Source organism: Paenibacillus sp. J53TS2 (assembly GCF_018403305.1).
Lineage (GTDB): Bacteria > Bacillota > Bacilli > Paenibacillales > Paenibacillaceae > Fontibacillus > Fontibacillus rhizolycopersici.
In genome coordinates, this window is the sequence record NZ_BOSK01000003.1 from 116,538 (window position 1) to 127,648 (window position 11,111).

13 protein-coding genes, 3 tRNA genes and 1 pseudogene are annotated in these 11,111 nt (G+C 50.3%); 7 read left to right on the forward strand and 10 right to left on the reverse strand.

Annotated features, from left to right (window positions below; genetic code table 11):
• Positions 1 to 20 precede the first annotated feature (20 nt).
• Positions 21 to 968, forward strand: coding sequence for a mannose-6-phosphate isomerase, class I (gene manA, locus KJS42_RS08420; RefSeq protein ID WP_213622585.1), 948 nt, complete (start codon positions 21 to 23; stop codon positions 966 to 968).
• An 81-nt stretch (positions 969 to 1,049) separates the two neighbouring features.
• Here the strand turns inward: manA and KJS42_RS08425 are convergent, their stop codons facing one another.
• The 5 genes from KJS42_RS08425 to KJS42_RS08445 form a co-directional block, all read right to left on the reverse strand.
• Positions 1,050 to 1,574 (reverse strand): DinB family protein, encoded by a 525-nt coding sequence (locus KJS42_RS08425; RefSeq protein ID WP_213622586.1) that lies wholly within the window; start codon positions 1,572 to 1,574, stop codon positions 1,050 to 1,052.
• 48 nt (positions 1,575 to 1,622) lie between these two features.
• Positions 1,623 to 1,838, reverse strand: coding sequence for a DUF3006 domain-containing protein (locus KJS42_RS08430; RefSeq protein ID WP_213622587.1), 216 nt, complete (start codon positions 1,836 to 1,838; stop codon positions 1,623 to 1,625).
• 8 nt (positions 1,839 to 1,846) lie between these two features.
• Entirely contained in the window at positions 1,847 to 2,752 is a 906-nt protein-coding gene (locus tag KJS42_RS08435) for a ComEC/Rec2 family competence protein (RefSeq protein ID WP_213622588.1), read from the reverse strand.
• Between the two features lie 135 nt (positions 2,753 to 2,887).
• Entirely contained in the window at positions 2,888 to 5,170 is a 2,283-nt protein-coding gene (locus tag KJS42_RS08440) for an Ig-like domain-containing protein (RefSeq protein WP_213622589.1), read from the reverse strand.
• A gap of 172 nt (positions 5,171 to 5,342) precedes the next feature.
• Positions 5,343 to 5,428 (reverse strand) — tRNA-Leu (locus tag KJS42_RS08445).
• Between the two features lie 165 nt (positions 5,429 to 5,593).
• On the opposite strand from KJS42_RS08445, the gene KJS42_RS08450 reads away from it, so the two are divergent.
• The 6 genes and pseudogenes from KJS42_RS08450 to KJS42_RS08470 all read left to right on the forward strand — a co-directional run bounded on the left by KJS42_RS08450 (position 5,594) and on the right by KJS42_RS08470 (position 8,042).
• Positions 5,594 to 5,797 carry a hypothetical protein gene (locus tag KJS42_RS08450; protein ID WP_239483580.1) on the forward strand — a complete coding sequence of 68 codons (204 nt, stop codon included), beginning with the start codon at positions 5,594 to 5,596 and terminating at the stop codon, positions 5,795 to 5,797.
• Positions 5,798 to 5,864: 67 nt separating this feature from the next.
• Positions 5,865 to 6,527, forward strand: a complete 663-nt coding sequence (locus KJS42_RS08455) for an S-layer homology domain-containing protein (RefSeq protein WP_155607712.1) — start codon at positions 5,865 to 5,867, stop codon at positions 6,525 to 6,527.
• 264 nt (positions 6,528 to 6,791) lie between these two features.
• The gene (locus KJS42_RS08460) at positions 6,792 to 6,950 is read left to right on the forward strand and encodes an aspartyl-phosphate phosphatase Spo0E family protein (RefSeq protein WP_206106934.1); all 159 of its coding nucleotides are present in this window, start codon (positions 6,792 to 6,794) and stop codon (positions 6,948 to 6,950) included.
• A 37-nt stretch (positions 6,951 to 6,987) separates the two neighbouring features.
• Positions 6,988 to 7,140: pseudogene (locus KJS42_RS23345) on the forward strand (DUF6199 family natural product biosynthesis protein); the annotation flags it as partial.
• Positions 7,141 to 7,218: 78 nt separating this feature from the next.
• Positions 7,219 to 7,596, forward strand: coding sequence for a YkvA family protein (locus tag KJS42_RS08465; protein ID WP_213622590.1), 378 nt, complete (start codon positions 7,219 to 7,221; stop codon positions 7,594 to 7,596).
• 137 nt (positions 7,597 to 7,733) lie between these two features.
• Positions 7,734 to 8,042 carry an SH3 domain-containing protein gene (locus tag KJS42_RS08470; protein ID WP_155607715.1) on the forward strand — a complete coding sequence of 103 codons (309 nt, stop codon included), beginning with the start codon at positions 7,734 to 7,736 and terminating at the stop codon, positions 8,040 to 8,042.
• Positions 8,043 to 8,195: 153 nt separating this feature from the next.
• Here the strand turns inward: KJS42_RS08470 and KJS42_RS08475 are convergent.
• From KJS42_RS08475 to KJS42_RS08495, 5 genes are all read right to left on the reverse strand, one after another.
• Positions 8,196 to 8,269 (reverse strand) — tRNA-Ile (locus tag KJS42_RS08475).
• Positions 8,270 to 8,282: 13 nt separating this feature from the next.
• Positions 8,283 to 8,356: transfer RNA gene (locus KJS42_RS08480), tRNA-Met, on the reverse strand.
• 60 nt (positions 8,357 to 8,416) lie between these two features.
• Entirely contained in the window at positions 8,417 to 8,581 is a 165-nt protein-coding gene (locus tag KJS42_RS08485; protein WP_167521270.1) for a hypothetical protein, read from the reverse strand.
• A 142-nt stretch (positions 8,582 to 8,723) separates the two neighbouring features.
• Complete coding sequence (locus KJS42_RS08490; protein WP_213622591.1) at positions 8,724 to 10,226, reverse strand: ABC transporter substrate-binding protein; 1,503 nt, start codon at positions 10,224 to 10,226, stop codon at positions 8,724 to 8,726.
• Positions 10,223 to 11,110 carry an ABC transporter ATP-binding protein gene (locus tag KJS42_RS08495; protein ID WP_155607717.1) on the reverse strand — a complete coding sequence of 296 codons (888 nt, stop codon included), beginning with the start codon at positions 11,108 to 11,110 and terminating at the stop codon, positions 10,223 to 10,225. Before KJS42_RS08495 ends, KJS42_RS08490 begins: the two co-directional genes overlap by 4 nt.
• Position 11,111 lies beyond the last annotated feature (1 nt).

The window sequence follows — 11,111 nt, forward strand, 5'->3', positions numbered from 1 at the left end:
GATAAAGGAGTGCGAAATCCATGAATGAACCGATTTTTCTACAGCCGATTTTTCAAGAACGCATTTGGGGCGGAACGAAATTAAGAGACCTGTTCGGCTACGACATCCCAAATGACCGTACCGGCGAATGCTGGGCCGTATCCGCTCATCCCAACGGACAAAGCGTTGTTCAGAACGGACCACACCAAGGCATGAAGCTGGGGGATTTGTGGACCTCGCATCCGGAGCTGTTCCGCTCCACGTCCAACGTATTCCCGCTCCTGACGAAGCTGCTTGACGCCTCCGACGATTTGTCGGTACAGGTACATCCGGACGACGAATATGCCGGCCAACACGAAAACGGCGAGCTCGGCAAAACCGAATGCTGGTACATCGTGGATGCCGAACCGGGATCTGTGATCATTTACGGTCATGAGGCAAAAACGAAAGAAGAACTCGTCACGATGATCGAAAACGGCGACTGGGAACATTTCCTGACCAAAGTACCGGTAAAGCCGGGCGACTTCTTCTACGTCCCTAGCGGTACTCTACACGCGCTTGGCAAAGGCATCGTGGTGCTCGAAACGCAGCAAAGCTCGGATACGACATACCGCGTTTATGATTACGATCGCCGCGATAAGAACGGCAACACCCGCGAGCTGCATCTGGAGAAAGCGATTGATGTCACCACCGTACCGCAAGCCTATGTTCCGGCATCCTACGCAACCTCAACTAATGGCGCGCTGACGGTCACCTCCTTCGTCTCCAACTCTTTCTTTACCGTGGAAAAATGGAACGTTTCCGGCGGGGAAACCGAAGTTCAAGCAAACGAGAAATATACGATCTTCAGCGTACTCGCTGGCAGCGGTACGTTGACAGCAGGCGGACAAAGCTACGACTTGGCCAAAGGCGAGCACTTCATCCTGCCAGCCGGCTTTGGCCCCTACCGCTTAAGCGGAGAGCTGGAAATGATCATGTCCCACGAATAATCCCGATTCAAAACAAACGGACGGAAGCTACCATCCTCAGGATGGCTGATCCCGTCCGTTTTTGCGTTTAGGTCCGCCTGTTTAAGCTTGGGCTTGGGTATAGCGTTCGCTCAAAATCCGTGTATGGTGCTGTGCATGCCCCGCGAGAATGTAGGCGAAGGCACGAGCGGAGGCAGGTCCGCCGGCGGCGGTTCCCGTGCGGGCCCATGCAGCGTCGTACAACTGGCGAGCCAATACCAGCGTGGCTTCCCGCACGATCTCAAAGCCGCGCAGCAGTTCCTCTAGAGACAGCCGATCAAACCCGGCATGACGGGCGTACAATTCCTCGTCGAATCCTGCAAGCGGCGTCGTGTCGCCGCGAGCGATCCGCAGCATTCGATAACTCATGATCCGCTCCGTATCGGCCATGTGGCCCAGCACTTCCTTGACGCTCCATTTCCCTTCGGCGTACCGATAGTTGGCCTGCGTCTCGCTGGCTCCGCCCCATTCCTCGCGCAATTGCTTCGTCTGCGACTCCAGGAAGGCAAGCAGATCGCCTTCTGGCACTTCGTTAATGTAGGGTGCAAAATGCTCCGCGTATTCCCCTGTTTGCGGTCTAGTCAACATTTACTTCATTCCTCCTCTTATTTTAAGATTACTGGTAAAGATTAAGCGTTATTCTTCTTCCCACACTTCTTCCATTAAGGCGTGGATTTGGCGGGTCCTCCGCTCGGTTTCCTGCTTGTTGGGAACCCATTTCTCTCCATCCCATTCCACAACGTCTCCCGGCTTGGCTGAAGGATCAACCTGGGACCGCGGGATGTTCCGGAGGTTCCCGCCCGACTCCAGGATGCAGGCTTCACCTTCAAAACCTTCAACGATATGGACCATCCCCATTCCTACCTTTCCGTTATAATTTGATATTCTTTACCATCACTGACGATCTCCACAGTACCCTGTTGATCGTTGCGATACACTTCCACCTTCTGTTTGGCTAGTCGGTCCAAAATCGTCTTCGTCGGATGCCCATAGGAATTCTCGCCCACTTGGATCACCGCGTACTTTGGTTTAACCGCGTTCAAGAACCGTGCCGTGGTTGACGATTTTGAGCCATGGTGACCTACTAGCAGGACATCGGCGTGAAGGTTCGCTCCTGATTCGAGCATCGCCCGTTCGCTTTCGGATTCCGCATCTCCGGTCAGTAGAAACGAGGTATCGCCATAGGTCACCTTAACGACAGCGCTCATATTGTTGTTGTCGTCGGTTGACGTTGCCGGGGCGAGCATCTTCACTTGTACCTGTTCGTCCCATGCCAGATCCAATCCGGCCTTGGCCGTCTTGACCTTCAATCCTTTGTTGCGAATCGAAATCAACAACGATTCAAACGTCTTCGTGTTGGACTGAACCTTCGGCATATACACCTGGCCAATGTCCACGCGATCAATCACCCGATCCAAACCGCCAATATGATCCGCATCCGGATGCGTCCCGATCACGAGATCCAGGTGGCGTACCCCATAAGCCTGCAGATAGCCTAGCATCTCATCTTCCTTGTCATTGTTGCCGGCATCGATGAGCATCGTGTGCCCGGAGGGGCTGATCAGCAACTGTGAAGCGCCTTGTCCGACATCCAGGAATAGGACGCGAAGTTGACCTTCGTCCTGCTCTTTGGAAATCCATGACGCGTTCTCCCCCGGTTGTCCCCCAGCCGCCTCCCAGCCTCCCAGCGAGCAACCCGTAATCAGAACGCAGAACCAAAGCAGGTATCCCCAAACTAACGTCCTTCTTGTCTTCTGTCTAATCATAGATGATCGTCCTCTTCCCAGAACATTTGTTCCAATTATAGGGGAAGCCCTAGCCTAAAATCAACCAAAACTTGCTAACTCGCAAAAAAAGAGCCCACCTTTACGAAGGCAGACTCTTGGAAAAAACGATCTACATTACTTTACCGAAACGCTAACCGTCACCGTTTTGCCGTCGTATTGCGCTTTGATGGAAGCAGAGCCTTTCGCTACCGCTTCAATCTTGCCGGCCGACACTTTGGCAACATTCGTCTTCGAGCTCGTCCAGTTGGCGCTGCCGGTCACGGAGACTACTTTACCGTTATCATAAGTAGCCGTGAGCACGAGCGTTTTAGCCGATCCTGGAGCCAACTGCAGTTTTTTCTCGCTAACCTCCAGTTTCATCAGCTTCGGAATCACGTTCACCTTCACGGTTACCGTTTGGCCTTGGTAAGAGCCGGTCAATGTCACCGAACCCTCAGCAATGGCCTTCACCGAAGAGGAAGAAACCGTAGCGATATTCTCGTCGGAGGAAACCCAGCCCATTTTGGAGGAGAGGGTTACCTTTTTGCCGTCCGTGTAATACCCCGTTACCTTAATCGATTTCGATTTCTTGATATTCAGCTCGAACGATTGTGGCTCCACAACAATCTTGGTAATTTTCGGTTCGATGGTCACGGAAAAGCTGACCGTTTTGTTCTCAAAAGTCGCTTTCAGCGTAGCGGAGCCTTTGCTGAGACCTTTGAGCTTCTTCCCGTCTACCGTCGTCTTCAACACTGCATTGGAACCCGATACCGTCCACTCTACACCCGTCGGGTTCGCTTGCTCTACCCCGTTTTCGTAGACAGCCGTGATTTGCGGCAGAGCGGTTTCCGTCCCGATGACGATACTCAAAGAATCTTCCGAAGCGAGCAAGGTTAATACCTTCTCCTTTACGCTCACCTTAACCTCGACGGTCGTCCCCCGAATCGGGAAGCTCGCGTTTGGCGTCAGTCCTGTTCCAGCTTCCGTAAGCTTCCCGGTTAACGTTACCTCGGCGGATACTACCGAATCATCCAATTCTTTCGTAACGATTTTCCCGTCTTCCACAATCGCGATATTCTCTTGACTTGAGGTCCAAGCGATTGCATTGCTTAGATCAACGGTTTCTCCGTCCAACTTCGTGCCCGTGACTTTCGGCAAGCTGGCAGATCCCCCTAGATAAACGTCCAGTTGGTCTTTCTCGACTTCTAGTTTGGTCACTGTAGGGAGTACCGTTAATTTCATACTCTTGCTTACGCCTTGGTAGCTGGCTTTAATCGTGGTCGTCCCCGTTGACTTGGCTGAAATTACGCCTTTGTCGTCCACGGTGGCGATTAATTTATTGGAAGAAGACCAATCAGCGACATCGCTAACGTCCTGCGTTTCGTTCGCTTTGACGCGCACGCCGGCATCCATGGCCAGCGCTTCGCCGATAAACATCATTTGATCGCCGGATGGCGTCAACAGGATCGCCTCATAAGGAGCGCGCACATAAATATCAACTTTGACTTGCTCCCCCAGATACGATGCCGTAATCGTTGCTTTCCCCGTGGATACGATCTTAACCGTTCCATCTTCCACCGTAGCTACGCCGTTGTCCGTCGAAGCCCAAGTCGCTTTATCCGAGACGTCGCTATTGGTGGTAGAATCGCTAGCCAACACTGTTTTGACCCGAAGCTTCACTTCCTTGTCGGCCATGATCAACTCAAGGTCTTCCTTCTCCTGAATCTCGGTGTCGGTCGTTCCAACCGTCTGATACAATTTCAAACCGGAGTACGGCGAAGTTACCTTAGCTTTAAAAGAAGCAGTCAGTCCGGCATATTTGGCCGTAATCGTGGCTTCCCCTGAACCGGTTAACGTTATTTGGCCTTTCTCAACGGTTAAAACCCCAGCATTGGAGGAGGTCCATTCCGCATCGGCCGTAACATCCTTTGGTTCGATCGAGGCGTTGTCCACCTTCGCCTTAGCCGTAACGGTTAGATCCGATGCGGAACTGTCCAGGCTATATTTCCCGTCCAGTTTGTAATCCAAGGTTAACGCGGTGTAGGTGTCCGTAACCTTAATCGTGATCAACGATTTGGAACCGACTTGCGTTGACGGATTATTATAAGACGCCGTAACGGTAGCTGTGCCGCTCTTGAGCGCTGTCACCAAACCTTCGTCAACCTTGACGATACTCGCGTCGGAAGTGGTCCAAACCACGGTGCTGGTCACGTCCTTCTTTGAGGTGGACCCCTCTACCGAAGCCGAAACCTTGAGCTGTTTCGTTTTACCCACGCCAAGTTCGATGGTCGTATTTTCTCCATCGATCGCAATGGAGTTGATGTCCCCCGTTGCCGCAAACACGCCCGTCGGAACCATTACCGAAAGGAGCAGCGTCAAGACGAGCATCCAATACGTCATTTTCCTGTTAGCAATCATTGATTTCTCTCCTTTATCTTCATTGCTAAATTACCGGAACCTTTTTCCAGCCCTCTGGGTTTTATATCGACATTTGGTACATATTTCGTAACGTTTTTTGGCGAAAATAATCCTTTTTTCCTATAAAAAAAGAGCGCATTCGTTTATCGAATACGCTCTTTCTTGTTCTAGATGCCGAGGACGGGGGTCGAACCCGTACGATGGTCACCCATCGCAGGATTTTAAGTCCTGTGCGTCTGCCTATTCCGCCACCCCGGCACGTCAAGAAAAATCCCGTATTTATGATTATATACAGATTTCGAATCAAATTCAACCAAAAATCTGGACCAGACTTTTCCGATAAACTATTCGATTGGGATTTATGATAAGTTAGTTGTAGCACGTTGATCGGCTCGAATTTCAGGAAAGGTGAGGTTTGGTTTCATGCATGAATTAAAAATGGCGGTTACTCTCGGCCATCAAGTGGTCGTTCAGCTCCAAGATGGACAAATGATGACGGGACTGCCTAAATGGGGTTCCGCACCAGACAAAGTACAGCTGCGAACAACAGAAGGAGCTGTGTGGGTTCAGCTTGACGAAATCAATCATGTGACGCGAATCATCCCGTTTGGAAAATCTTTCGGATAGTTTGCAACATTTTCAGTAAGCTCTCGTCTAGTAGTTGTCAAAAATAACAAGACGAGGTGATGACCCCATGTTTAAACGTAATTTAGCCCTGTTGTCCGCCACTGCCATTCTGAGTCTGTCGCTTGCCGGAGAAAGCTTTGCCGCCGCAGGCGCCTTTAAAGACGTAAGCCACTCCACCGCCAAAGATAGTATATCTGTACTGCAGGCCAAAGGAATCGTTCGCGGCGTCGGCGCCGACAGTTTTCTGCCGGACGACCAATTGACCACCAGCCAAGGCGTTCAGCTCATCGTTAACCTGCTGGGGTTGGAGCTCAAAACGGAGGTCAACCAGGGAGCAAGCGACTACTTTACTAACGTCAAGGAAGATGCTTGGTATGCCCCGGCGTTCGTGATCGCGAAAAATAGCGGTTTTGATCTGGAAGCAGCCGTGAACCCGGACAAGCCGATGACGCGTGAGGAATTTACCCATCAGCTGATTTTGGCGATGGAGGAGCATGGCGATTTGCCAAAGATCAATATTAAACCGATCGAATTTACCGATGACGACCAGCTCACCGTTTCGTATCAGGGAACCGTTCAGCGTGCGCTCGTGCTGGGGATCGCCAAGCTGGATGAGAACAAGCAATTCCATCCGGGGGATCAAATCACCCGGGCCGAGGCCGCCGTACTGACTTACAACGCGGTCGAATATTTGGCTGCGCACCCTGCGCCGACTCAAGATAGCAAATAATCGCGTCGCTTTCGCCGATAAAGGACCGCCCACCCGCGGTCCTTTTCTGCCTTTCGAAAAACCTTCAATTTTAATAAAATTCACTGAATCGACAGTTTTTTGCATATTATCTCAGGATTTAGGGAGGATTTACAAAAACGGACATAGAAAGTATAGTTACCACTTTAGCCTGGTGCGGACAGATATAAAGTGGGATCCGCAGGACGGTCGCCAGTGCACAGCGGACGTATACAATAGATACTTCAATTCTGGGAGTTGTTCGCCTTGGATCTTATCCTCAAAATTGAAGAGCTCCGGATGGAACTAAACAGACTCGCCGGAAGCAAACGTCTGGTCGATAGGGAACTGGTCATGGTAAGTCAACGACTGGACGAGTTACTCAACGAATACCATCGATTGGTGATCCAACAGCAAGTCAAATGATTCAGGGAGCCGCGAGAGCGGCTCCTTTTTTCATCAGGATGTGTTCTGGCGAATGGATGAGGCTTGGAAAGTTAGAGGTAGCGCGGAACCTAGCGAGTCCTATCTGGAATCCATGAGATTCAAGGGGTTCGTTTCTCTGATCATCGGAGGGTATTTTCTAACTTGGGCACTGCTAGTGATCTTTCTATAATACTGGATGGGTCTTATCGTTATGCAAACCTCAGCGCCGCATGGTAACATGAAGAAAAAAGCACACGGGAGTAGCGGAATGATTCAAAAAATTAGGACGTGGGCAAGAAAACTAAAAAAAAAGATCTTCTTGCTTTATTTTGCCTATCAGGATCGTCGGACGCCTTGGTATGCCAAAATTTTTGCCGTTTGCGTCGTCGCCTATGCCTTCAGTCCAATTGATTTGATACCCGATTTTATCCCTGTATTAGGGTATCTGGATGATGTGATACTCATTCCGCTCGGTATTGCGATCGCTTTAAGAATGATCCCCGAGTCCGTGATCCGAGAATATGAAGCCATTGCCGAAGAACGATTGAAGAAGGGCAAACCCAGAAACTGGTTCGCAGGAAGTCTCATCCTACTCGTATGGATCGTTGCGATCATTTGGATGATTTGTCTTGTTTATCGTCATTAGAGGTTAATATATTCCACGACAATCCAAAACATCTATATACATACCTTCCTTATTATGTTATGGTAAATTAAGGTTGGCCAACCTATTTTTTTGATAATATATGTTCCAAATTTCACATTCGAAGAGGAGGTTTTTCAATGAAAAAGATAGGAACAATGATCATTTTATCCATGTTCTTGCTTTTCCTTTCACCTTCTATCGCGCCCGTCCAACAAGCTCACGCCAGTGATGAGTGGACTGCGGTGGTAACAACCGATGGATCGAACTTGAATGTACGCAGCGGTCCAGGAACTAATTATTCCATAATAGGTAAATTCGCGAATGGAACTGTCGTCAATTATGGCGCTATAGACCCTATACCTTCTGCAGATTGGACTTATGTATGGGGCAAAGATATAAATGGCAAGTCAATATCAGGCTATTGTCACAATGACTATCTTCGTTGATTGAGCGAAAATGAAAGCCCCACTAACTTGAGTGTTAGTGGGGCTTTCATTTTTCCGACGGATCCGAGCCGGTGACGTTTCATCGAATATTCCCCAATCTTAATAACCACATAAAAAGAAACCCCCTTGATGATCAAGGGGGTTTCGCACGTATGGGCCCTACAGGACTCGAACCTGTGACCAATCGGTTATGAGCCGACCGCTCTAACCAACTGAGCTAAGGGCCCGGGGAAGCTTGGATTGCGGGGGCAGGATTTGAACCTGCGGCCTTCGGGTTATGAGCCCGACGAGCTACCGGGCTGCTCCACCCCGCGTCAATAAATAGCGACAATTAATAATATACACGATTCCTGCGGGGCACGTCAAGCAATACATTATGGAATGAAGCGTACGCCGTATTTGCCCTTGCGCGAGCGAAAAATTTCAATTTGCCGCATGTCGTCGAAACCGTAGATCCAGCCGTCTTGCTCCAATCGTCGAGCCAGGCATCCGGCTTGGAATTTCGTTCTGTACAATTTATTGAAATAGATCCACCGCATGACTTTTTCGTCCATCCTTTCTTCAACTAGAGCAAATTGTCCTTGCCTATAGAATACCCAACCTTAACAAAAAAAGCCGCCGGATTCTGCCCGGCGGCCTCGGATTGCTCTGGTAATTTCTGTTTTTTCCTGAAACTGCGGATTAACCTTTAATAATGGTTCCGTCAGCGGCAGCTCCTTCTTGCGGAACGAATGGCGTACCATCCTCCTGGAATTGGGTCTTCGGATTGTTCTTAATCTCCTGCAGCATCTTGTTGCCCTTTTCTTCCCATTCCTTGAGCGCCTCTGCCGGCGTTTTCTTGTTCTCCAGGACCTCCTGGAAGAACTTACGCCCACTGTCCGTCACGCTGTAAAGCCCCGGTTTCTCGCTCATCAGCTTATCCTGCTTCGGATCGTTAGGAGGTGTTGGCTTCAGCAAATAAAACGCCTGGATATTGTAATCGAGCCCGGATTTCGGCTTGATATACGATTTACGGGCCAGCATCTCATACGAGTTGCTGCGCGATTTCAATTTCGCCCAATCTTCTCCATTAATGAATTTGATAAAGTCCCAGGCCGTATCCGCATTCGGAGCCGCGCTGTTAATTGCGAACGTATTGCTGAGCCAAATGTTGCCGCCAACGCCCGGCTTCTCTGGATGAGACGGCAAAGTCACGACATCCCAATCTACGGGCTTGAAGTTTTTGATTTTCGAAGCATTGTTATTGGCATCGGAAATTTCATTGATGTAGTAGCTCTCGCCTATGGTCATGGCGACTTTCCCAGATAGGAACAGATCGCTGCTGATCGAAGACCAATCGCTACCGTCCATCGGATTGCTGGTGTTGTCCGGAATTACTTTGTCTTTCGATAGCTTGCTGATCGTTTCCCAAACCTTGGTCCACTGCGGCGTGTTGACCGTCATCGTTTCGGCTTTGTCGTCGTACGTCTTCAACTGCAGCGAGTTGACGTAGCTGTATTGCATATCCCAGAACGGGTCATTGCCTACATAACGGTTGAAGGAGAATCCGTAAACTCGGTCTTTACCTTCCCCTTTAGCCACCCGCCGTGCCAGGTTAAACACGTCATCCCAAGTCATGTTATCGGTTGGCGGCTCTACGCCGGCATCCGTGAACATCTTTTTATTGTAGAACAGGGCCGAAGAAGAGAAGCTAGGCGTTAAGGCGTACAAGCTGCCTTCCCCGAGATCCTTAATTCCGTCAATGACTGCCGGGACATAGTCGGACGTATCGAATTTGTCTTCCTGGATCAAGGGATCCAGCTGCTTCACCATATTTTCCTTGATCAGTTGGTTCAGCACCGATGTGTCGGTTACGACAACGTCGACCGGATTGCTACCCGTCATAATTTTCTTCATATTATCCAGATAATCGGGTTGCACGTAAGGCTGCGAGTTATCTTGATAACGGTATTGCGACTGGTCGATGGCAGGCACAACCTCGATACGTACGTTTTGATGCGTAAACTCATAGACATCGGTATATTGCTGCCGGAAATAAGAATCGTCGTAACTGCCATAAAGCACGCCGATACGCAGTACTTTCTCCTGTTCAGGGTCCGCTGCCTTGCTGCCGTTGCAGCCAGCCAGCAGGCCTAATGCCAGCGTTGCCGCTAGCGAAACGGATAATAATTTTTTCAACCTCATGATGGATCCCCCTCCAATGATTTAGGTGCGGTAATAATGATTTTCTCCCCGTCAAATTCCATGCTCGCCCGGCCGCTGATCCCGACGGATTCCAAATATTCCTTCGGAACCTGCAAGCGCCCCACGCGGTCGACAACGACGAAGGCTTCGTGAACTTCCTGAAGTCCGCCCGCACCGAGTTCCGCTGCCGCCAAATCGAGATTCGGATTCCGCTTCAAGAATTCAGTGCTCGTCAATCCGTCGCGGATAGCGACCACGCGGTCCACTTTCCCTGCGAGCGTTAAATCGTGCGTGACGATGACAACCGTGATTCCAAGCTCCCGATTCACCTCGCGAAAGATCTGCATGATCTGATCGGAGGTTGCCGTGTCGACCGAACCCGTCGGTTCGTCGGCCAACAGCAACTTCGGCCGGTTGGATAGCGAGATGGCAATCGCGACCCGCTGCTGTTCCCCGCCGGAGAGCTGATGCAGCTTGTTATGCATTCGGTCTTTCAGACCCACTCGTTCCAGCAGTTCTCTTGCATAAGCCCGATCCAGCTTGCCGGTGAGCAGCATCGGCATTTCCACGTTCTCCAGTGCGGTCAAATAAGGAAGCAGGTTGCGAGCGTTATTTTGCCAAACAAAGCCCACCGTATTCCGTTTATACTCCACCAACTGGTCATCGCGGATCTTGAGCAAATCCCAACCTCCGACCGTAACCTGACCTGCCGACGGGCGATCCAAACCGCCGAGGATGTTCAAGAGCGTCGATTTGCCGCTACCGCTATTGCCGATGATCGCCATCATCTCGCCCTGTTCTACGGTTAAGTTCAGGCCTTGGAGCGCAACAACTTCGATATCTTCGGATTTAAAAATTTTGACAAGTCCTTCGCAATGAATCATC

What these genes read in the sequence shown, in the direction of transcription:
- KJS42_RS08495 (WP_155607717.1), bottom strand. Translation starts at nt 11,110, where the DNA reads ATGATTCATTGCGAAGGACTTGTCAAAATTTTTAAATCCGAAGATATC.
- KJS42_RS08430 (WP_213622587.1), bottom strand. Translation starts at nt 1,838, where the DNA reads ATGGTCCATATCGTTGAAGGTTTTGAAGGTGAAGCCTGCATCCTGGAG.
- manA (WP_213622585.1), top strand. Translation starts at nt 21, where the DNA reads ATGAATGAACCGATTTTTCTACAGCCGATTTTTCAAGAACGCATTTGG.
- KJS42_RS08470 (WP_155607715.1), top strand. Translation starts at nt 7,734, where the DNA reads ATGAAAAAGATAGGAACAATGATCATTTTATCCATGTTCTTGCTTTTC.
- KJS42_RS08490 (WP_213622591.1), bottom strand. Translation starts at nt 10,226, where the DNA reads ATGAGGTTGAAAAAATTATTATCCGTTTCGCTAGCGGCAACGCTGGCA.
- KJS42_RS08465 (WP_213622590.1), top strand. Translation starts at nt 7,219, where the DNA reads ATGATTCAAAAAATTAGGACGTGGGCAAGAAAACTAAAAAAAAAGATC.
- KJS42_RS08440 (WP_213622589.1), bottom strand. Translation starts at nt 5,170, where the DNA reads ATGATTGCTAACAGGAAAATGACGTATTGGATGCTCGTCTTGACGCTG.
- KJS42_RS08455 (WP_155607712.1), top strand. Translation starts at nt 5,865, where the DNA reads ATGTTTAAACGTAATTTAGCCCTGTTGTCCGCCACTGCCATTCTGAGT.
- KJS42_RS08435 (WP_213622588.1), bottom strand. Translation starts at nt 2,752, where the DNA reads ATGATTAGACAGAAGACAAGAAGGACGTTAGTTTGGGGATACCTGCTT.
- KJS42_RS08425 (WP_213622586.1), bottom strand. Translation starts at nt 1,574, where the DNA reads ATGTTGACTAGACCGCAAACAGGGGAATACGCGGAGCATTTTGCACCC.
- KJS42_RS08450 (WP_239483580.1), top strand. Translation starts at nt 5,594, where the DNA reads ATGCATGAATTAAAAATGGCGGTTACTCTCGGCCATCAAGTGGTCGTT.
- KJS42_RS08485 (WP_167521270.1), bottom strand. Translation starts at nt 8,581, where the DNA reads ATGCGGTGGATCTATTTCAATAAATTGTACAGAACGAAATTCCAAGCC.